The sequence below is a fragment of the Clostridium hominis genome (assembly GCF_014287825.1).
GTDB lineage: Bacteria > Bacillota > Clostridia > Clostridiales > Clostridiaceae > Clostridium > Clostridium hominis.
In genome coordinates this window covers 18,423-40,693 of sequence record NZ_JACOOO010000033.1, presented here as the reverse complement: position 1 = coordinate 40,693, position 22,271 = coordinate 18,423, and the positions used below count along the sequence as shown (strand labels likewise).

General features: G+C 28.2%; 18 protein-coding genes. 13 read left to right on the top strand and 5 right to left on the bottom strand.

What is annotated here, in order from left to right; all coding sequences use genetic code 11:
* Positions 1-36: 36 nt before the first annotated feature.
* Entirely contained in the window at positions 37-444 is a 408-nt protein-coding gene (perR, locus tag H8S20_RS14330) for a transcriptional regulator PerR (protein WP_032119255.1), read from the bottom strand.
* A 218-nt stretch (positions 445-662) separates the two neighbouring features.
* Between perR and H8S20_RS14325 the strand changes: the two genes are divergently transcribed.
* Complete coding sequence (locus H8S20_RS14325; protein WP_032119254.1) at positions 663-995, top strand: hypothetical protein; 333 nt, start codon at positions 663-665, stop codon at positions 993-995.
* 121 nt (positions 996-1,116) lie between these two features.
* Positions 1,117-1,329 (top strand): hypothetical protein, encoded by a 213-nt coding sequence (locus H8S20_RS14320; RefSeq protein ID WP_032119253.1) that lies wholly within the window; start codon positions 1,117-1,119, stop codon positions 1,327-1,329.
* Positions 1,330-1,372: 43 nt separating this feature from the next.
* Here the strand turns inward: H8S20_RS14320 and H8S20_RS14315 are convergent, their stop codons facing one another.
* Positions 1,373-2,839, bottom strand: a complete 1,467-nt coding sequence (locus H8S20_RS14315; RefSeq protein ID WP_186860534.1) for a nicotinate phosphoribosyltransferase — start codon at positions 2,837-2,839, stop codon at positions 1,373-1,375.
* Between the two features lie 131 nt (positions 2,840-2,970).
* Between H8S20_RS14315 and H8S20_RS14310 the strand changes: the two genes are divergently transcribed.
* The 9 genes from H8S20_RS14310 to H8S20_RS14270 all read left to right on the top strand — a co-directional run bounded on the left by H8S20_RS14310 (position 2,971) and on the right by H8S20_RS14270 (position 13,657).
* Positions 2,971-4,965 carry an ATP-dependent helicase gene (locus tag H8S20_RS14310; protein ID WP_186860533.1) on the top strand — a complete coding sequence of 665 codons (1,995 nt, stop codon included), beginning with the start codon at positions 2,971-2,973 and terminating at the stop codon, positions 4,963-4,965.
* Between the two features lie 122 nt (positions 4,966-5,087).
* Positions 5,088-5,501 (top strand): hypothetical protein, encoded by a 414-nt coding sequence (locus tag H8S20_RS14305; RefSeq protein WP_032119250.1) that lies wholly within the window; start codon positions 5,088-5,090, stop codon positions 5,499-5,501.
* A 67-nt stretch (positions 5,502-5,568) separates the two neighbouring features.
* Positions 5,569-6,750 (top strand): M20 metallopeptidase family protein, encoded by a 1,182-nt coding sequence (locus H8S20_RS14300; protein ID WP_186860532.1) that lies wholly within the window; start codon positions 5,569-5,571, stop codon positions 6,748-6,750.
* Positions 6,751-6,814: 64 nt separating this feature from the next.
* Complete coding sequence (locus H8S20_RS14295; protein WP_032119248.1) at positions 6,815-7,783, top strand: RluA family pseudouridine synthase; 969 nt, start codon at positions 6,815-6,817, stop codon at positions 7,781-7,783.
* Between the two features lie 17 nt (positions 7,784-7,800).
* Positions 7,801-9,408, top strand: coding sequence for a putative polysaccharide biosynthesis protein (locus H8S20_RS14290; RefSeq protein ID WP_032119247.1), 1,608 nt, complete (start codon positions 7,801-7,803; stop codon positions 9,406-9,408).
* Positions 9,409-9,543: 135 nt separating this feature from the next.
* Entirely contained in the window at positions 9,544-10,587 is a 1,044-nt protein-coding gene (locus tag H8S20_RS14285; protein WP_186860531.1) for an ABC transporter ATP-binding protein, read from the top strand.
* Positions 10,581-11,447, top strand: coding sequence for a carbohydrate ABC transporter permease (locus tag H8S20_RS14280; RefSeq protein ID WP_032119245.1), 867 nt, complete (start codon positions 10,581-10,583; stop codon positions 11,445-11,447). The genes H8S20_RS14285 and H8S20_RS14280 overlap by 7 nt, the downstream gene beginning before the upstream one ends.
* 11 nt (positions 11,448-11,458) lie before the next feature.
* Positions 11,459-12,283 (top strand): carbohydrate ABC transporter permease, encoded by an 825-nt coding sequence (locus tag H8S20_RS14275; RefSeq protein WP_186860530.1) that lies wholly within the window; start codon positions 11,459-11,461, stop codon positions 12,281-12,283.
* A 45-nt stretch (positions 12,284-12,328) separates the two neighbouring features.
* Positions 12,329-13,657 (top strand): extracellular solute-binding protein, encoded by a 1,329-nt coding sequence (locus tag H8S20_RS14270; RefSeq protein WP_032119243.1) that lies wholly within the window; start codon positions 12,329-12,331, stop codon positions 13,655-13,657.
* A gap of 64 nt (positions 13,658-13,721) precedes the next feature.
* Here the strand turns inward: H8S20_RS14270 and H8S20_RS14265 are convergent, their stop codons facing one another.
* The 3 genes from H8S20_RS14265 to spoVB form a co-directional block, all read right to left on the bottom strand.
* On the bottom strand, positions 13,722-16,919 hold the full coding sequence (locus H8S20_RS14265) for a tetratricopeptide repeat-containing diguanylate cyclase (RefSeq protein WP_186860529.1): 3,198 nt from the start codon (positions 16,917-16,919) through the stop codon (positions 13,722-13,724).
* A 142-nt stretch (positions 16,920-17,061) separates the two neighbouring features.
* The gene (locus H8S20_RS14260; RefSeq protein WP_042281899.1) at positions 17,062-17,973 is read right to left on the bottom strand and encodes an alpha/beta hydrolase; all 912 of its coding nucleotides are present in this window, start codon (positions 17,971-17,973) and stop codon (positions 17,062-17,064) included.
* Positions 17,974-18,126: 153 nt separating this feature from the next.
* Entirely contained in the window at positions 18,127-19,626 is a 1,500-nt protein-coding gene (gene spoVB, locus H8S20_RS14255; RefSeq protein ID WP_186860528.1) for a stage V sporulation protein B, read from the bottom strand.
* 273 nt (positions 19,627-19,899) lie between these two features.
* Here spoVB and H8S20_RS14250 point away from each other — a divergent pair, with 273 nt between their 5' ends.
* On the top strand, positions 19,900-20,388 hold the full coding sequence (locus H8S20_RS14250) for an NADH-quinone oxidoreductase subunit NuoE family protein (RefSeq protein WP_032119240.1): 489 nt from the start codon (positions 19,900-19,902) through the stop codon (positions 20,386-20,388).
* A gap of 1 nt (position 20,389) precedes the next feature.
* Positions 20,390-22,270, top strand: coding sequence for an NADH-quinone oxidoreductase subunit NuoF (nuoF, locus tag H8S20_RS14245; RefSeq protein ID WP_186860527.1), 1,881 nt, complete (start codon positions 20,390-20,392; stop codon positions 22,268-22,270).
* The last annotated feature ends 1 nt before the right edge of the window (position 22,271 follow it).

Genomic DNA, 22,271 nt, shown 5'->3' with positions numbered 1-22,271 from the left:
ATTCATAATAAAAAAACAGTAAGTATTAAACAATACTTACTGACAACCTTCACAAACACCGTAAAAGAAAAGTTTATTCCATTTTATTTCGTACTTAGAATTTTCTGCTGCTATTTGATTTAAATTTGGGAATGAATCAACTTCTAAATCATCAACTCTACCACATTTTAAGCATTGTATGTGAGCATGATCATTTACTGTAGCATCATATCTAAAGTTTCCTTCACCTACGTTTATTTCCTGTACTAATTCAACCTCAACTAATGTTTTAAGTGCTTTATAAACTGTAGCTAAGCTCATTGTAGGATATACAGGTTGAAGAGCTTTATAAATTGCTTCTGCAGAAGGATGCTCTTTAGTTCCCATTAAGTATTGATATACAGCAAGTCTTTGAGGAGTAAGTTTAAGCTTCTTTTCTTTAAATATAGAAGTAATATTATCCATGTATATACTTCCACCTTTCTATTTTATTTAATTATATTATATGTTGGGAAATTGATATTTGTCAATAATTAATATTAATAGAGAGTAGTTTATAGATAAAAAATAATTAAATGAATACAATTACTGAATAATATTTGAGAAAATAACTATTTATAAGCATATGTTCAAGTAAAAATAATATTTATTATTATATAGAGAGAGTTATAGGAGGAGATGTTATGTCTAAGTATAAAGTTGGAGATGAATTAATAATAGTAAATGACCCAAATGAGGAAAGACAAAAGCTAAAAGATATGACTAAGCTAGTTGTAGATGGGGAATACGCAGAAATATCGTGGGGAATAAAAATAATAAGTGTTGATTATGACAAACCATATATAACATTAACTTATAGAAATGTAGATGGAAAATTAAATAAAGTTTTTGCAGAATGCTTAGATGTAGATAATTTTGATACTGAAATGGTACTAGAAAAGGCACTGCTAAAGGCTTTTCAAAATGAAATAATAAATATATCAGTATCTAAAAATACATTTAAAATAGAAAAATAATAATTAAAAAATTGTAAAATATTAAATATTTTATATTTTTGCTAAAAAATGCTTTATTTTTGTTAAGAAATAGATTATAATGGCCTTGTGATTTCGATTACAATCATTGGGGGTGGGGTTTGTGAGTAAATGTCCATTTTGGTCTACAAAAAAAGAGAAGGTAAATTGTTATAACGAGTGCCCAATGTACCCTGTATCTAAAGATGACGAGGTATGTCCATTTATAGAGCACTTAAATCCGAATAAAGTAAGTATAAATGATTTTGATGATTTTGGGTATTCTCAAAGTAATGTTTATGATTTAGCTTATATGGGGATTAAAAATTATGATTAAAAGATAATTAAGGAGTTGCTAATCTTAGCAACTCCTTTTTTTATTATTTTGATTGATTTAATAATAATTTTTGTTTTAATGACCATAACTTAGTTGAAAGATCTACATAATAAGTATGAGGATTTTCAAATCTTAATATTTCAGGCCATAATTTGTTAGTTTCTGCTTTAGCAAATTCCTTTATTTCTAGAACAGATGGGGAAGTATATACTAACTTACCTTTGTCGAAGATCTTGACTAATAAATCTTTAACGTAGAAATTAGTGATTTTTTTTCTTTTCCAAGTGTGTATAGGATCAAAGATTTCATACTCTTTACTGTCGTCTATAACTTCATCACTTAATGCTAATACATCAGCTATAGCAACATTAGTATCCTTATCAAATAATCTGTATATTTTTTTGAAACCTGGATTAGTAATCTTTTCATTGTTTTCAGAAATTTTTATTTTGGGAATTATAACATTTTCTTTTTCAACAGCAACTAGTTTGTAAACACCGCCAAAAACAGGTTCAGATTTAGCTGTTATAAGTCTTTCTCCAACACCAAAGGAATCTATGCAAGCACCTTGGTTTAATACATCTCTTATAATATGTTCATCAAGAGAGTTAGATATAATTATTTTACAATCAGGATACCCAGCTTCATCAAGAGCTTTTCTACATTTTTTAGTTAAATAAGTTATATCGCCAGAATCAATTCTAATTCCTTTCGGGCGCTTACCAAGAGGCTTTAATACTTCATCAAAAACTTTTATTGCATTTGGTAAACCAGATTTTAATACATTATAAGTATCTATAAGTAAAGAACAGTTATCTGGATAAGTTTCAGCCCAAGCTTTAAATGATTCATATTCTGTATCGAAAAGTTGAACCCAGCTATGTGCCATTGTACCAACAGCAGGAACATTGAAGTATTTATCAGCAATTGTACAAGCTGTTGAATCACATCCACCTATAATTGAAGCTCTAGCTCCGTATATAGCACCATCATAACCTTGAGCTCTTCTTGAACCAAACTCCATAACAGTTTTACCTTCGGCAGCTCTACATATTCTATTTGCCTTTGTAGCAATTAAAGTTTGATGGTTTATAGTTAAAAGAATCATTGTTTCAACAAATTGTGCTTGAACAACAGGACCTTTTACTAGTACTAAAGGTTCATTTGGAAATACAGGATTCCCTTCAGGGATTGCCCAGACATCACAGCAGAAATTAAAATCTGCTAAATATTCTAAAAATTCTTCAGAAAATATATTTTTGCTTCTTAAATAATCTATATCAGATGAGGTGAATTTCAGGTTGCTTAAATATTGAACTAATTGCTCAACACCAGCCATTATACAGTATCCACCACCATCGGGAACTCTTCTAAAATACATATCGAAGTAGGCTATTCTGTTTTCTACACCTTTATTAAAATAGCCATTTGCCATTGTTAGTTCATAGAAGTCAACTAGCATTGTTAGATTTCTTTCATTCTGAACATCAAATTTAATTAAAGTTTCCATAATTAGTCTCCTTTTTGAATTCTTAAAAATATTGTACATCTATATAGAAATTATTACAATATAGTAGTTAATAGAAAAAATATTAAAGGTAATACTTTAGATAAATATAAGTGTAAGAAGGAGAAGAGATTTTGAAAATAACCTTAGATAACTATCAGCAGAAGGCTGTTTATACAAAATATAAAAATGCTTTAATAGTTGCAGCACCGGGATCAGGTAAAACTACTGTAATTATTAATAGAGTAAATCATCTTATAGAAGATAGAAAAGCTAAAGTTGGAAATATTATAGTTATAACTTTTACTAGGGCAGCAGCTGAAAATATGAAAACTAGATACAAAAATACTTTTAATAAAAATATAGCACCATTCTTTGGAACATTTCATGGATTGTTTTATAAGATACTTTTAAGGGAAGGCCATGAGATAAATATAATTAATGATAATAAATGTTCCAATATAGTTAAAGGTGTATTGGGGAAATATTTTGATGATGTAAATGAAGATAAAGTTAAAGAGGTAGTTAATAATATATCAGGATTTAAGACTTCAGGAACGAATATAGAAGAGTTTAAGTCTAGTATTTCTAAAGATATATTTATAGAATGCTTTAATGCTTATGAAAACTATAAAAAAAGAGAAAATCTGTGGGATTTTGATGACTTATCTCTTAACGCTATTCAACTTTTAAAAATTAACAAACAAATATTGATGAAATATAAAAATATTTTTAAATATGTATTAGTAGATGAGTTCCAGGATTGCGATGAGTTGCAGATAGAGTTTTTAAGATTGATAAATGGAGAGAATGAATTATTTGCTGTTGGAGATGAAGATCAATGTATATATTCCTTTAGAGGATCTAAACCACAGTATATGGTGAATTTTTGTGAAACATTTAAAGATAGCAAAAAGCTTTATTTATCAATAAATTATAGAAGTAGCAAAAACATTGTGAGTAGCTCTAAAAAAATAATATTAAATAATAAAAATAGAAACATCAAAAAAATTGAAGAGTTTCATAATAAGGATGGGATAATAAGATATTTGACTCCATATAATGAATTTATGCAAGGTGAGGAGATTGCAAATATAATCGGTAATTTTAAAGAAGGTCAATATACAGATAATGCAATATTATATAGAACTAATATGGAAGCCAGAAGTTTAATAGATACCTTCACACGAAGGAAAATACCTTTTATTCTTTTAGATAAGGGATATAACTTTTTTAATCATTTCATATCAAGGGATATAATAAGCTACCTTAAGCTAGCTATAGATATAAAGAATAAGGAGTTATTTTTAAGTGTTATAAACAAACCTTTTAGATATATAAGTAAATCTAATATAAGTTATGTAAATACTTATAAAGAAGATATTGATCCATTTCAAATACTTATAAATAAAGAAGATACTCCACCATTTCAATGTAAAAAGTTAGATGAATTAAGAAAAGAGATTTTATATTTAAATAAGATATCTTTAGGAAGTGCCATACAATATATAATTTCTAGTTTAGGGTACATAGATTACTTAAGAGAATATGCAAGTAAATATGGACAAAACTTCGAAGAACTTGAAGATATGCTAGAAGAGTTTAAAGGGGCGGCTGAAGGCTTCAAGACTATAACAGAGTTTTTAGTGCATGTACAAAATGTTGAAGAGGAGATAGAAAAGTCAAAGGGTGACAAAAATGGAGTGATTTTAAGTACAATTCATGGTGTAAAAGGGATGGAGTTTAAGAATGTCTATATTATAAATTGTGATGAAGAGACTATACCACATAAATCTTCTATAGATGAAAATATTGAAGAAGAGCGTAGACTGTTCTATGTAGCTGTGACAAGGGCTATACATAATCTTTACATATTTTCACCTAAAACTATAAGAGGTAAGTTCTATGAGCCTTCTAGATTTATTGCAGAAGGTGAATTTACCGAGGAGAGCCTTAAAGTAGAATATGGAGTTAAAAAAGGGGATTCTATATATCATAGAACTTATGCTGAAGGCATAGTTAAAGGATTAAAGGATGATAAAATAAGCATAAAGTTTAAAGATGGAGAAGAAAGATCATTTTCACTAAGAGTTTTAATGGAGAATAACTTGATAATTATTATGAAATAAAAATAAACTATTCTAACGCTTAGTTATTGAAGAATTAAAAAACTATTCGATGAAATTATAATTATTTTACCTAAATTTAGACATACTAATAATAGTTACAGTATGTATGGAGGTATAATATAATGATAAGAGGTATTATAATTTTAATGATGTTATTTAATTTTGCTGAAGTTCCATATAATTTAGAATATGAAGATAAAGTAGAAACTACTTTAAATATAAATGAATATTCATCGCCGAGAGAAGTAATAAAGATTGATGAGATATTAGAAGATAAGTCTGGAGCATTATCTGAACAAGAAAGAGAAAGTTTAATAGGACTTAAAGATAAACTCAAAAATTATCAAGTACTAAGCCAAGAAGATGTGGATTTTATAAGAGACTGTGATTTAAAAATTATTAGAACTAAATTAGGTGATGTTAAGTTTGAAGAATATTCAAAGCTTATAACAAAGAGAGCTACAAAGGAAGAATTCAATCAAGATGAAAGAATAAGACTTTTTCAATTAGAAAAAGAAATAAAAGGAATAAATTAATATTATAAATGATTATAGTATAGGAGAGGAATTTTACTCACTATACTATTTTTATTTGGAGGATAATATGGATTTAAAGAATGAAGTAATAAGCATAAAAGATGAAATTATAAAATTAAGAAGGAATTTTCATATGAATCCAGAATTAGGATTTGAAGAATATGAAACTTCAAAGTTTATTAAAGAGTATTTAGATAAAGAAGGAATAAGCTATGAAAGCTATGCTAAAACAGGGGTATGTGGAATTATTAGAGGAGATTTAGAGGAAAAGAAAGATAGGGTGATAGGTTTAAGAAGTGATATAGATGCGCTACCGATAGAAGAAAATAACAAATGTGAGTACATCTCTACTGTAAAAGGTAAAATGCATGCTTGTGGTCATGATGGACATGCTGCAATATTATTAGGCGTAGCAAAAATTTTAAATAGAAATAGAGAGTTGTTTGGTGGAACTATTAAACTTATATTTGAACCTGCAGAGGAGACTATTGGTGGAGCTAGATATATGATAGAGGAAGGTGTTTTAACAGCCCCCAATGTAGATATTATGTGTGGATTACATTTGGATGAAAATATAAATTGTGGCCAAGTTGAAGTTAAATTTGGAGCTGTAAATGCAGCATCTAATCCATTTAAGGTTGAGGTGATGGGAGTAGGTGGACATGGAGCCTATCCTTCTAGTGCGATAGACCCTATAGTAATATCAAGTAATATTATAAATGCATTGCAAAATATAGTAAGTAGAGAAGTAAATCCATTAAATTCAGCAGTGATAACAGTTGGAAGTATACATGGAGGAACTGGTGCTAATATAATTCCAGAAAAAGTTACATTAACAGGAATAATTAGAACTTTAAATAGCGAGGATAGACAGTTAGTTACAAGAAGAGTTGATGAAATAGCAAAAGGAATAGGTTTAACATTAAGAGGAAAGGTAAAAATAGAAATAGAAGAATCTTATCCTATGTTAATAAATGATAAAAACTCTGTTAATAAATTAAGGAATGCTGCAATAAAGGTCATAGGTGAAGAAAATGTATTAGAGCAAGAATATCCTCATATGGGTGTTGAAAGCTTTGCTTATTTTGCAAATGAAATACCATCAGTATTTTATTTTTTAGGGTGTAGAAATGAAGAAAAGGGAATAATTCATCCAGCTCATAGTAGTTTGTTTGACATAGATGAAGATGCCTTAATGATAGGGGTAGCTATTCAGTGTCAAATGGTGTTAGATTATTTGACAAATTGACGAAACAATATTAATCTAATAAGATGGGGAAAGTAAATTAAACACAAAAGAAGGAGTTGTTTTTTTGAAGATTGAAATAGGTGCTAATGAAGCAGGCCAAAGATTAGATAAATTTTTAAGAAAGTATTTAAAAGATGTACCATTAAGTGCAATATTTAAGGCAATGAGAAAAGGGGATATTAGAGTTAATGGTTCAAAGCAAAAAGAGAACTATAAATTAGAGATTGAAGATGTTATCGAGATTAGATATATCCAAAGTAAAAAAGAGAAAAAGGATGACAGTTTTATAAAAGTAAATGCTGGATCATTAATGATTACTTATGAAGATGATAACATAGTAGTTGTAGAAAAGTGGCCAGGAGTACTAGTTCATCCTGATCAAAAAGGAGCGGAACCATCACTTACAGATTATGTTCTTTCATATTTAAATGGAAAAGGTGATTATATTCCAGAGAAGGAAATTACATTTACCCCAGCTCCATGTAATAGATTAGATAGAAATACTTCAGGAGTAGTAATCTTCGGTAAAAACTTTGAAGCGCTAAGAGGCGTTAATGAGATGATAAGAGAAGGTAAGGTAAAGAAGTATTATCAAGCTCTTGTAAAAGGAAGAATAAAGGATGGATTATATAAAGGATATATTTCTAAGGATGAAAATGAAAATATATCTAAGGTATATGATAAACAAGTTCCTAATACAAAAGAAATAGCAATGGAAGTTAAAACGCTACAAAGTAATGGTGCATTTTCACTTCTAGAGATAGATTTAATTACTGGTAGAAGCCATCAGATAAGAGCCCATCTTTCACATTTAGGAAATCCTATTATAGGAGATTTTAAATATGGTGATAAAAAGATAAATTCATATTTTGATAATAAGTTCGGGTTAAATTATCAATTTTTATATGCGTATAAGCTAATATTTAAAGGTGGAGAAGGAAAACTTGAGTATTTAAAGAATAAGACAGTTGTAGAAGCACTTCCACCAATGTTTAAGAAGGTAAAGAACGAAGTATTTAAATTTACGATTTAGTATAAAAGGGGAAAGTTATGGAAGAGAAGTCAGTGGGACGAAGTTTTTTAATCTTATCACTAGCAGGGGTGCTAGTTAAGATATTATCAGCTGTATATATACCACTTTTAACTTTAATAATAGGTCCTGCAGGATATGGTATATATTCTAGTAGTTATAGCGCTTTTGTTTTTATATTAGCTGTAACTAGTATGGGAGCACAACCAGCTATAACTAAAGTAGTTGCTGAATTAAAAGCTTTAGGATACCATAAGGATGCTTATAATGCTATGAAAATAGCTAGAAATTATCTAGCTATTTTTGGCTTTGCATTTATGGTGATTTTTATAGCTTTTGGAGATGGTATCGCCAATGGGATGAATTCACCTTCATCGGCATTATCTTTAAAGTTTTTAGCACCTACTATATTATTATCAGCTATGCTTGCAGCATATCGTGGATATATGCAAGGTGTAGACTCAATGAAAGAAATAGCAGTTTCACAAGTTATTGAACAGGTTTTTAATGTAGCATTTAGTTTAATATTTGCATTTTTATTAAAGAATATTAGCTTAGAATGGGGTAGTGCTGGAGGAACTGTTGGTACAACCATAGGTGCATTAATTGCAATAGTGTATGTTATTTATATTTTTAATAAAAATGACTATTATACCGAAGCTATTAGAAGTAATGAAGAAGGTAAGAGAATAAGTAAAAAGAGGATAGTAAATAAGATAATACAATATGGATTACCAATAACTATGGTAGCTGCAGTTCAAAATTCAGCAGGATTAGTAGATGCAATAATAGTAAAAGGTAGGTTATTAGCAGCAGGATTCGAGCAAATAAGAGTTGATGAGTTATTCGGAACTTTAAATTATTTTAATACTTTAATCTATGTACCATTAACTATTGTTACTGCTTTATGTACAGCTATTTTCCCGAGAATAATTGCATCTTATGTTCAGAAGAATAGAAAAGAGCTTAAGAATCAAATAAGTTATTCTTATAGATTAACCTATCTAATAACTATACCAGCAGCAGTAGGGCTTGCTGTATTAAGCAAAGAGATATTTTTATTTTTACTAAATGATTCTTATGGATATCAAATGCTTGCATATGGATCTATAGTGCTTATATTTATGTCTATTACATCAATACAAAATACAATACTTCAAGGAGTTAATAAGTTGTATTTAGTACTCACTACTGCAAGTATAGGAATTTTAATAAAGTTTGTAGTTAATTTTATTTTAGTAGGAATAAAGGATGTTAATATTTTTGGAGCGGTTATAGGGTCAGTATTTGCATTTTTAATACCTGCTATAATAAATCATAAAAGAATTCAAAGGTTATTTAAAATAAGAATTCCTATAATTAGACAAGGAATGATTCCACTAATATCATCAATAATTATGGGAGTTGTGGTAGTTATATGTAAGGGACCACTTTTAAGACTAGTAAATATTTTGGAGGGTGGAAGAATTGCTATGGGGATAGTTGCTATTGTTTCAGTAGCTATAGGTGGATTAGTATATTTAATAGCAATGATTCTGCTTCAAGGATTAAGAAAAGAAGACTTAGATTTAATATCACCAAGATTATACGAAATTATGCCAAGAATTTTACGTAAAAAAATTAAATAATTTTTTTAAAGACAACTTAAACTATAAAGGATAAGTTGTCTTTTTTTATTTATTAATTCAATAGATTGTGAATAGAAAAGATAAAAAATAAACACCCTATTGTTATGGGTAAACGTAAGATGAGGTGAAAAGTAAATGGGAATTAAATTAGATAAATTAGTAGTAAAGTTTGGAGATTTTACTGCTATAAATAATGTGACTTTAGAAATTCCAAAAGGGAAGTTGATTTCATTATTAGGTCCATCTGGATCAGGAAAATCAACAACATTGTTTACTATATCAGGAATTCATAAAGTTAGTTCAGGGAAAATATATTTTGGGGATAGGGACGTAACAGGATTAGAACCAGAAAAGTTAGGAATAGGACTTGTATTTCAAAATTACGCATTATATCCTCATATGACAGTGAGAGAAAATATAATGTTTCCACTGAAGAATTTAAAGTGGGATAGGAATAAGGCTGAAGATAGAGTAATAGAAGTTGCTAAGATAGTAAAAATTGATCCTCTATTAGATAGAAAGCCGGCTCAACTATCAGGAGGTCAGCAACAAAGAGTAGCTATTGCAAGAGCAATAGCTAAAAATCCAGAAATATTGCTATTAGATGAGCCATTATCAAACTTAGATACAAAATTAAGAGTTGAAACTAGGCAGGAAATAAGAAGGATTCAACAGGAAACTGGAGTTACAGCAATATTTGTAACTCATGACCAAGAAGAAGCAATGAGTATATCAGATCAAATTGTTTTAATGAAGGATGGAGCAATTCAACAAGTATCTACTCCAAGCGAGATATACTTAAATCCAGTAAATAAGTTTGTAGCATCTTTTATAGGAAGTCCAGAGATGAATTTCATAGATGTAGATGTTTCAGATGGAGTAGCATTTTTAGATACTCATAAAATAAGTAATTTACCTGAGAATAAGAAGAAAGTCACTTTGGGGTTTAGAGCAGAGGACCTTGAATTATGTGATGATGGTCTTGAAGTAGATGTAGTAACTGTAGAAATATTAGGAAGAGAGAGATTATTAACTTTAAAGCACAGAGATAATAAATATAAAATGCTGGTTGAAAACACTTGTGATATTGCAGAAGGAGAAAAAATAAGGATAAGACCTAAAGAAGGAAAAGCTTATGTCTTTGATGTAGATAGTGAGGAGTTTTTAAAGAAATGCTAAAAAGAAATTATAAAGGGTATATTTATTTATTACCAGCATTAATAATACTAGGCATATTTGTGTTTTATCCAATAATAAATACTATCATTTTTAGTTTTGATGAAACTAAAGCAAGTGGTTTTAAATTTGGATTCGGATCTTATAAATATCTTTTTACAGATAAGAGATTTTTAACATCTTTATTTAATACTGTTATTTATGCTGCTATAGTACCAATAATATCTGTATTTATTTCATTATTACTAGCTAATACATTGGTAAATTTAAAAAATGAAAAAATAAGAGGTATGTTTCAAAGTATATACTTTCTACCTTATGTAACTTCTCTAGTTGCTATAGGAATAGTATGGTCATGGCTATTTAATAGTGAATATGGAGTAATAAATTACTTGTTAAGCTTTATAGGAATAAATCCAATAAATTGGTTAGGAAGTCCTAAATGGGCTATGCCGGCACTTATAATATTTGCAGTTTGGAAGAGCTTAGCATTTAATACTTTGATCTTAACAACTGGAATAGCATCTATTAACCCACAGTATTATCAAGCAGCCAAATTAGATCAGGCATCTAAGGGAACTATATTTAGAGAGATAACTGTTAAGTTGGTGTCTCCTATAATAGCATATACATATATGATAAGTTTAATAGCAGGATTTAAAGTTTATACAGAGGTATATGTTTTATTTGGGGGAAGAACTTTAGATGGGGCTGTATCTACAGTAGTAAGATATATAATCGATAGATTCTATGGGGATCAAGATTTTCCATTAGCTTTTGCTGCAGCCGTTGTACTGTTAATAATAATATTAACTGTAACAATGTTACAAAGGTTTGCTTCAAGAAATAAGATTCATTATTAGGAGGTGAGATAATGAATAAGAATAATTTAGGGACAGGATTAAAGTATTTATTATTAGTACTATTTGCAATAGTAACGTTATTTCCTTTTTATTGGATGATAGCATCATCGTTAAAATCATCATTTGAGGTAATTCAAACACCTCCAACATTATTTCCAAGTAAAATAATGTGGCACAATTACAATGTTGCTTTAAAGATGGCACCTTTTGCTAGATATTTCTTTAATACAATTATAGTTACTATTTTAAGTATAATTAGCACTGTAATAATAGCAATATTAACTGCATTTGCATTTTCTCATTTGGAGTTTCCAGGAAGAGATATGATATTTTCAATCTTTTTAGCTTCAATGATGATACCTGGGGAAGTTTTAATAGTTACCAATTTTAAGACTATATCTTCCTTAGGATGGATTGATACTTATCAAGCACTATTTGTGCCATATATGGCAAATGTATTGTATATTTATATGCTTAGAGAGTTTTTCTTTAAAATACCAAAACAATTATATTATGCAGCTAAAGTTGATGGAGCAAGTGATTGGAAATTTTTATGGAAAATAATAGTTCCTATGGCTAAACCATCAATTATAACTATTTGTATTTTAGTAGGTATAAATTCTTGGAATGCATTTTTATGGCCACTACTTGTAACAAATAGTGAAAGAATGAGGTTATTAGCAAATGGATTAACTGCTTTCCAATCTGATGCAGGAAATCAATATGAATTGTTAATGGCTGCATCAACAATAATTACTATGCCAATAGTGGTAGTTTATATTTTCCTACATAAAAAAATTATGAGTGGAATTTCTATTGGAGGTATTAAAGGATAAACTTTAAGAAAAACTAAGGATAAATAAAATTTAAGAGGTGAAGAAATGAATAAAAGAATTTTAGCTTCAATTTTAACAGCTACTCTAGGGATAGGGATGTTTGTTGGATGCGGTAAAAAAAATAATACTTCAGCTGAAATAATAACTGAATTAAAGTCACCTATTTCTATAGAAATGTGGCATTATTTAAATGGAAAACAAGCAGAAGTACTAGACTCAATAGTAAAAGACTTTAACGGCAATAATAATATGGGTATTACAGTAAGTGCTGTAAATCAAGGTAATATTGGAGATTTAAACAAGAAGGTTATAACAGCTTCACAATCTAACTCTTTACCAGCAATAATAAATGTATACCCAGATATAGCCACAGGATTAATAAACCAAAACAAAATAGTCGATTTAGCACCGTATGTTAATGATTCAACTATAGGAATGAAAAGTGATATAGAAAATGATTTCTATACAACATTTATAAATGAGGTATCTCAATGGACTAAAGGTTCTGTATATGGTATTCCTATGACTAAATCTACAGAAGTTTTATATGTTAATAAAACTATGTTAGAACAATTAGGATATACAATGGAAGATTTAAAAGGTCTAACAGTAGAAAAGTTAGCTGAGATATCTAAAAAATGTAAAGATGAGTTAGGAATCGTAGGATTTGGGTTTGATTCAAGTTCTAATGCATTTATTTCTACTTTAAAGATGGATAACTTAGACTTTGTAACTATTGATGGAAAAATAAATGTCGATAATGATTGGGTAAAAACATTTATGAATTATTATAAAGATGAAGTAGGTTCAGGTGACTTCCGTATTCCTGGAGAGGATAAATATCTTTCAGGGCCATTTTCAAATCAAAAGTTATTAATGTATCAAGGATCATCAGCAGGTGCAGCTCATATCAAAACAGATGGAACTTTTGAAGTTGATGTAGTAGAAGTTCCTGTATTCCAAGGAAAAAACAAAGCTGTTATTCAACAAGGAGCATCATTATTTGTAACAAGTGATGTATCTCCAGAGGCACAATTTGCAGCTTATGAATTTATTAAGTATGCAACTAATACTGAAAATACAGCTAAATTTGCAGTAGCAACAGGATATTTACCAGTTCGTAAATCAGCAGCTGATACACAAATTATGAAAGATGCATTAAATGATCCAAATGCTTTATTTACAAAGATTTATCCAGTAGCACAAAGTAGTTTAGAATATGCATACTTTACTCCAGCAGTAAATAATGCACAATCAGCTAGGGAAATAATCCAAGAAAAATATGATGCATATGTAACTGGTAGTATAAAAGATATAGATACATTTATAAAGGATACAACATCACAAGTTGAAACTTCAATACAACGTCAATAAAAAACAAAGCTAAATAGACGGCATAAAAATCAGAATAACCGTAATAAGTTATTCTGATTTTATTTTATGAAAAAATATAACAGGATTTTCCGTTCTTTTTTGCTTTATACATAGCTTTATCTGCAATCTCTACTAATTCCGATATATTTAAGTTCTTATTAGAAGATAAATCAATAATGCCTGTTGAGAATGATAGAAGCCTATCTTCAGGTATAGACACATCTCTACCTAATAATGCTGATATTTCTGATTTAAAGCCATATTTCATATAAAGTTCTTCATAAATACTTTTGATTAGAGTAGTACAGTTGTTTTTATTAGAATTACTCAGAAAAAGTATAAATTCATCACCACCATAACGAATAGCCATGTTAGTGGAGGTGATCTTTAATTTTAATATATTTGCAAATAGTTTTAAAACGTTATCACCAATTTTATGACCGAAGGTGTCATTATAGAATTTAAAATTATCTAAATCTATATATATTAAAAAGTGATGATCAAATGAAAAATCAGATTTATCATTATTTATAAATGAAGAAATATTATTATAAAATCCTTGTCTATTATATAAGCCTGTTAAAACATCTGTATTTGCAGCAGATAATAGTTTTTCTTGTCCTTTTATTCGTTGAGTTGTTTCAAAAAGTTGTTTAATTGCAATGTTAAGGATTCTTATATTATCTGAGTTTATAATAATTTCGCTACTTAATATATCTTTAGATATTTTAGTTATACCTAAGAAAAAGCATTTAATCTCATTATCCTTAGTTATCGGAATATATACTAAGGAATAGATTTCAATATTAAGAATACTTCCTATTTTATCTAAAATAGCATAATTAGAATCTTTTCTAGAGCTAATAAAGGAGGTATTAATATTATCAAATGAATTTTCAAGTTGAATTAATTTTTCCTTTGAAATAGTTATTTCTTCAGATAACTTGATAAAAGTATCGTTGTAGTCATCTAAAGATATTAATATTGTATGATCTAATGCAAAACGATTTTCAATCAACTGTAATGAAAGCTTTTTTACTGTCTTTATATTATCTGATGAGCTTAAGTTTTCTTGAAAAAGATTTAAAAAGTTAATTTCAGATATTTTTGAGTTAAGATTATCTATATTAGCTTGTTGTCTTGCTGCTTCAACAACCCACTGTAAATGGGTTGTACTATTTTTTAAAAAGAGATTTGGAGTATTATTATTTCTTAATAAATCAAGATAGAAACTATAGTTATTTTTAATGCAGAAATCTATTGCATTAGTTTTTATTTTTTTAGCATCATCAGTATATTCTAAGCCAATTAATAAAGAGCAATATTCATGAGAAAATTTAGGATATAAACATTTTAATGACCCTTCTATTCGATTTAAGTAAATTTCAGCTTTTTTGAAATATTTTCTAGCATCTAAAAAGTTGCCTTCAGATTTAAGTAATAAGCCTTGCAAAAAGTTATACAAAAAAAATTCATCATCATCTTCTTCTAGATATTTTCTTTTAATAGGGGTATCTATTGGTGTCATCTTAGATAATAATGAAAATAACCTATAATAATTGCCTAAATAATAATTATTTAAACCTATAATTCCATAAATTCTAGAAAGAGTGCTTAAACGAAGTCTATCGATTTTTAGTTCATTCACAATTGAAAGAAAAATATTAAAACAATTTTCAGCATTTTTGTAATTGCAAGCTAAAAGAGAGTTTAAACCTAAGTTTATTAATGTCATACATATCTCATCAAAATTCCAACTAGACTTTAAATTTTTTAAAGCCTTATCATAATATATATTAGCATTTTTATAATCTCCACTAGTTAAATAATAATAGCCAATTCCGTTGTATGTCTGAGCTAATCTAAAGTAATCTTTCATTTGAATAAGAAGATCTTCAACCTTTTTATAAAACTGAATACTAATATTGTAATATCCTCTAACAGCATAAACTAAAGCTGTTTTTAAATGAGCTGAAATAATACAGTTTTGATTATCTAATTCTGTTGCTAAGTGATGACCTTGATTGTAATAAGTTATTTTCTCATCATCAGGGCTAGCATAAGAGATTCCGTTATAAGTATGAGTTAAAAAGTATGAAAGCATATTTTTTTTATTATATTTAGCAGCTAACCAAATAAAATCTTCTTCAAAGTTATAGTGGCTGATGGTTGTTCTATATTTAGCTTTTTCATTTATTAAAAATATAAGAAAAAAAGAATTTATTATTAAAGGTTCGTTGTTAAGTTTAAGTGCTAATTTGTAGCTTTGATTAGCTAAATTTTCAGCTATAGTATATTTACCTTTAATAATAAATAACATTGATAATTTCTGAGTGGCAAGTATTCTTATATATGTACTATCAATATCTAAGCCTATGTTAAGTAGACTTTCATAGTATTCCTGAGCTGTATCAAAGTCACTAAGAAAAAAATAGCTATCTCCTAAATAAGAAATCACTTCAGAGAAATCTAGTAAAGGAGAATTTTTAAGTTTTAGTAGATTATAATAGTTTTTATAAGATTCAATAGCTTCTTCTAATGCAAATAAGTTGAAAAAGTTATGTGCATATTCTATGGTTATTGAAAACTCATCTGAAGGTTTAAAATTTAAGTCAAGCTTTGTACTATGAGTTTTATTAGTTTCTATAATTAAGCTTTTAAGCTGAAGCATTTGGATTAAATTATCAAATTCAATTTGATAATCTGAGTTATAGTAATTATAGTCATCAATAGAAGCTACTATTTTAAAGTTTGACTTTAATTGATTAGATAAAATCCATTTAATCCATAAGATTGTTGAGTAATTTGCTAAATTGAGATTATCTAGAAAAATAATTAATGTTCTATCTTTACTAATGTAATTTAATATATTAAATAAGCCTAAATAAAGCCTGTTTTTTTCATAATGATAATCACAATGTAATACCTCTTCGTTTCGATTAGTTTGTCCATTAATTAGATAATTTTTTAGAAGCTCCTTATGAGATGGATATATATTTATATCGCTGAAAACTTCATCAATGATATCTTCACTAAAGAGATATTTTTTTACTAGTGATATTATAGGATCATAAGGTTCTGACAAAGAGGAAGAGGAATAATTTTTGTAAAAATAGTTATGATTACTTTCGTTTAAGTTCTTCTCTTTATAAAGTTTTTCTAAAGCATCTCTATTAGCTGTTTTTAATAAAAATACACTTGATGTATTTTTTTCAATTTCATTCAGAAGTAATGAGTATAAATTACTATTTAAAGAGATCATTTAATATCCTCCTTATCAAAATATAGGTTCAATATTATTTAAAAAATGGGAATTTGTACTTATATTTTACCATATCGTTTACAATAATCAAAGATTTAACAAAATTATAAAAAATGAGCTAAAATTAGATTTTTTTCTAATCTTAGCTCATTCTAATTTTATCAAGAAAACTTCCTATTACAGCATCATATTTATTTGGATTTGAGATTAAAGCATCTGCATGTTTAGCGTCTTTAGCAATATATATGTCTCTAATACCAGTAGTTTTTGAATTGAATAAGTCATAAACCATATAGGTAGGTACATAATCATCTTTATCTCCATGAATAAATAATATAGGTATATCAATATCTTTTATAAAGGTTATTGGAGAAGCAGATTTAAAGTTCCAACTATATTTAAATTTCATAAGAATATCAGCTATATACAATAGGGGTATGAAGTTTATTTTATAATCTTCTTTAAGTCTATGTCTAAATAAATCAAAAACATCTGAGTAGCCACAATCTTCAATACAGAAATCTATTCTTTTATCTATAGAGCAATATTGCAGTACAGTTGCAGCACCCATTGATTCGCCTAATACGCCTAGAGATATATCATCTCCCAGTTTGTTGAAGATATAATTAGCACAAGTTTTAAGGTCAAATTTTTCAAAATATCCCATTGAGGTATAGTCACCGCCACTTAATCCATGATTTCTATGGTCATACATAAAAATTGAAAAACCACGATTATAAAATGGTTTTATATATTTAACAGAGTAATTTATATTTACTGTAATACCATGACATAGTATTATACATTTATTTGAGTTAGAGTTTGGAATAAAAATACCTTTAATATCATAACCATAATCAGATTTTAAGGTTATTTCTTCTTTTTTTAAGCTGTTATAAAAATCTTCAAGATTAAGTTTCTTAATTTGATTTTCATAACCATCTTCATAACTTTTCTTTTTAGGATAAACTACTATTTTGCATAATTTATTGGCATAACCTATCAAAAGAAAAAGAATAATAATAATCAAACTTATAATAATAAAAGCAATCATAGATGTCTCCTTTAAAATATTAATAAATACATTTTAGCATATAAGATTTAGGACATGTAAATTAAAAATATAAATATAGGATTATAAGATTCAGTAAAAAATAAAAAACCAGCATTTGCTGGGTTTTTTATAAAATCTTAATTATTAACTATATTAGTCTTCATCTATTCCAAAGCCGCTAAAGTATGCAAATAGCCCAAAGGTTAATAGAATAATTATTATATTTTTAGCTATGAATAAGTCACGTAGTATTGTATTAGTTAACAGTCTTAGAACAAGGTAACTTAATAAACCTATAAGTGAAAAAATTATAATATTTATAGAGGATAATGATATATCAATATGTTTTTTAACTTCATGTAAGTTAATTACTAAGCTTATTATAGAAGTAATAAATATTGTTATAGCTGTTGAAAATACATTTATGATTTTAATTCCTGTAAGTATATATAAAGAAATAAGTTCTATAGAAGAAATAATTAGAGAATTTCTTAATATTATTCCTTGCCTATTTAAGCCATTTAGAATTCCAAACATTGTATTAGAAGTAAAATATATAGGAGCAGATAAAGCACAAACCTTAATATATAAGCCTAAATCATCTCTATCATAAAACATTTTTCCTAAAGAATCAGGAATAATTAAACATATTATACAAGTAGCGATACCAAGTAAAAATGCAATTTTTAAAACCTTACGTATTCTAACAGATGCATTATAATATTCACCTTTACTTAAAGTTTCTGAAAGGTCAGGCATTAAAAGCATATTAATGGAGCTAACTACGATAAGTGGAAAAGTTACTATTGTTAACGCCATTCCATTAAATTTACCAATCATTCCAATAGCAGTGGAATATTCAAAACCAAGGGATACAAGTCTTCGTGGCACAACTAAAGTAGACATAGTTGAAAATATATTTCCCATAAATCCATTTAAACATAGAGGTAATGAGACTACTAAAACATTAAAAAGTAATTGAGCTTTTCTTTCAGTCTTTTCATAAGATGGAGGAATTTTTTTTATTAAATGTTTGTAATAAGCATAAAGCAATAATAGGCTTTGAAGTTCACCAATAGCTAAAGAGACATAAGCAAGTGTAACTAATGATGATAGTGTATTAGCTTTAAATATAAATATTAGCAATGCTATTGTTATTATTCTCATAGCTTTTTCTAAGATATCAATAAATGCTGGCATAGTAATTTTAGATGTTCCATAAAAATAGCCTTTTAGTATATTAGATAATGCTATAAATACCATTGCAGGACATGTCACTCTTATAGCATTTAAGGTTCTCATATCCTTAACCCCGTATTCACTTATGTATGGAGCTACTATAAAAACTAAAATACCTATTACTATTGACCAAATAATATTAAAAAAGGCTACAGTATTTATAGTCTTAAAAAGATTATTATATTGTTTTTTAGAAGTATATATAGCGGCTCTTTGAGAAATTGCAGCTATAATTCCAGCTGTCATAAGACAGATAAATAGATTGTAGATAGGCATTACTAGTCCATAAAGTCCTATTCCTTCTGGTCCTATTAATTTTGATAGGTATATAGAGAAGATAAATCCTAAGATACCTGTTGTGATATTTGCTGCTGTTAAAAAAAACGAATTTTTAAAGAAATTATCTTTTTCCAATTAATTCACCTCTTTGATTTACATTAAACGAAACCCAAAATCTAAGATATATTAGATTGAACTTATCTCTGTAGAGAAATATGAATACTGTGTTTCCTTAATACATATTCTGGAAAACTAATAATTATGTTATATATAAAGTTTTCTTTAAATATAAAAATCATTAATAATAAACATAATATTATGAATATTATTACAATAACTGGAAAATATATATTATATTGTGATAAAATTAACGTATAGTAAATTAATAAAATGAAGGGAGGAAAAAGTATGTGTATTTCTAATGTAAGCAAAGAGAAATTTAAAGAGTTAGGAGATTATATCGACAAAAATGATTTAAGGGAGAATGACTTAATAGCAGTACTTCATAAAGCTCAAGAATTATTTGGATACTTAGGAGAAGAGGTACAATTATTTGTATCAGAAAAGTTAGAGGTGCCAGTATCAAAAGTTTATGGAGTAATAACATTTTATTCATTTTTTACTACTGAGCCTAAAGGTAAATATGTAATAAACGTATGTGCTGGGACAGCTTGCTTTGTAAGAGGTGCTGGAGAAATAATAGATGAGTTTAAAAAGTACTTAAGTATTGAAGTAGGTGAAACTACAGAGGATGGATTATTTACCTTAGATACATTAAGGTGTGTAGGGGCTTGTGGACTTGCACCAGTAGTTATGGTGAATAATAGAGTTTATGGACATTTTACTAAGAAAAATGTTGAAGAAGTTATAAACGAGCATAAACGTTTGGAGGTGTAATATGAGAAGAATATCATCTTATGAGGAGTTATTAGACAAAGCTGAAAAATATAAAAAGTATATAAGTTTAAGAGTAGATAAAAGTTGTGTGAACGAAAATGGAGAAAAACATATACTTATTTGTGGAGGAACAGGGTGTAAATCTGCGAATGCAGACAAAATATTAAGTGAATTAAATAGAAGTATTGAAAAATATGGCTTACAAGATAAAGTGAAAGTAATTATGGCAGGGTGTTTTGGATTTTGTGCAAAAGGGCCTATAGTAAAGATAGAACCAGATGATACTTTTTATATTCAAGTTACTCCAGAAGATGCAGAAGATATTATTAAAAATCATATTGTCTATGGAAACGTTGTAGAAAGATTGCTATTTACAGACCCAAGCGATAATTCAAAAATAAAATCTCAGCATAATATCCCTTTTTATAAAAAGCAAATGAGAATAGCATTAAGAAATTGTGGTGTAATAGATCCGGAAAATATAAAAGAGTATATTGCAGCAGACGGATATAAAGCTTTAGGAAATGTACTTAAAAACTATGAGCCTATTGAGGTAATTAACGAAATAACTAAATCAGGACTTAGAGGAAGAGGGGGTGGAGGATTCCCAACAGGAGTTAAATGGAAATTTGCTCGTGAGAGTAAAAGTGATGTTAAGTATATTATTTGCAATGCAGATGAGGGTGACCCAGGAGCATTCATGGACAGATCAATACTAGAAGGGGATCCACACTCTGTTTTAGAGGCTATGGCAATAGCAGGATATTCAATAGGTGCTTCAAATGGATATATTTATATTAGAGCAGAATATCCTTTAGCAGTAAGTAGATTGTTAGTTGCAATAAAGCAAGCAAAAGAAGCTGGACTTTTAGGAGAAAATATTTTGAATTCGGGATTTAATTTTGATATTGAAATTAAATATGGAGCTGGAGCATTTGTGTGCGGTGAAGAAACAGCTCTTATAAAGTCAATTGAAGGTTCAAGGGGTGAACCAACTAATAAACCACCATTTCCAGCAGTTTCAGGATTATGGAGTAAGCCAACTTCAGTTAATAACGTAGAAACTTTTGCCAATATTCCTGCAATATTAAATAAAGGTGCAGACTGGTATAGTTCTATAGGAACAGAAAAATCAAAGGGAACTAAGGTTTTCGCTTTGGCTGGAAAGATTAATAATGTTGGGCTTGTTGAAGTTCCTATGGGAATTACATTAAGAGAAATAATATATGAAATAGGTGAAGGCGTAAAAGATGGTAAGAAGTTAAAAGCTGTTCAAACTGGTGGACCATCAGGAGGTTGTATTCCTGTTGAATTACTAGACGTGCCAATAGATTATGATTCTTTATTAAAGATTGGGTCTATGATGGGTTCTGGTGGAATGATTGTTATGGATGAAGATAACTGTATGGTTGATATAGCTAAGTTCTATATGGAATTTATAGTTGATGAAAGCTGTGGAAAATGTACACCTTGTAGAGTAGGTTGTAAAAGGTTACTTGAAATGTTACAGAAAATAACTGAAGGAAAGGCTACATTAGTAGATCTAAAAAAACTTCAAGTTTTATCTGAATCAATAAAAGATACAGCACTTTGTGGACTAGGGCAAACAGCTGCAAATCCTATAATATCAACTATGAAGTATTTCATGGATGAGTACGAAGCTCATGTTAAAGAGCATAAGTGTTATTCAGGAATTTGTAAGAAGCTATTAAAATATAGAATTACAGATAAGTGTTTTGGATGTACTAAGTGTGCAAAGGGATGTCCATCTGGTTGTATAAAAGGTAAACCAAGAGAAAAACATGTTATAGATCAAAGTAAATGTATTAAATGTGGTGCTTGTGAAGCTATATGTCCATTTAAGGCAATAGTTAGAGAATAGG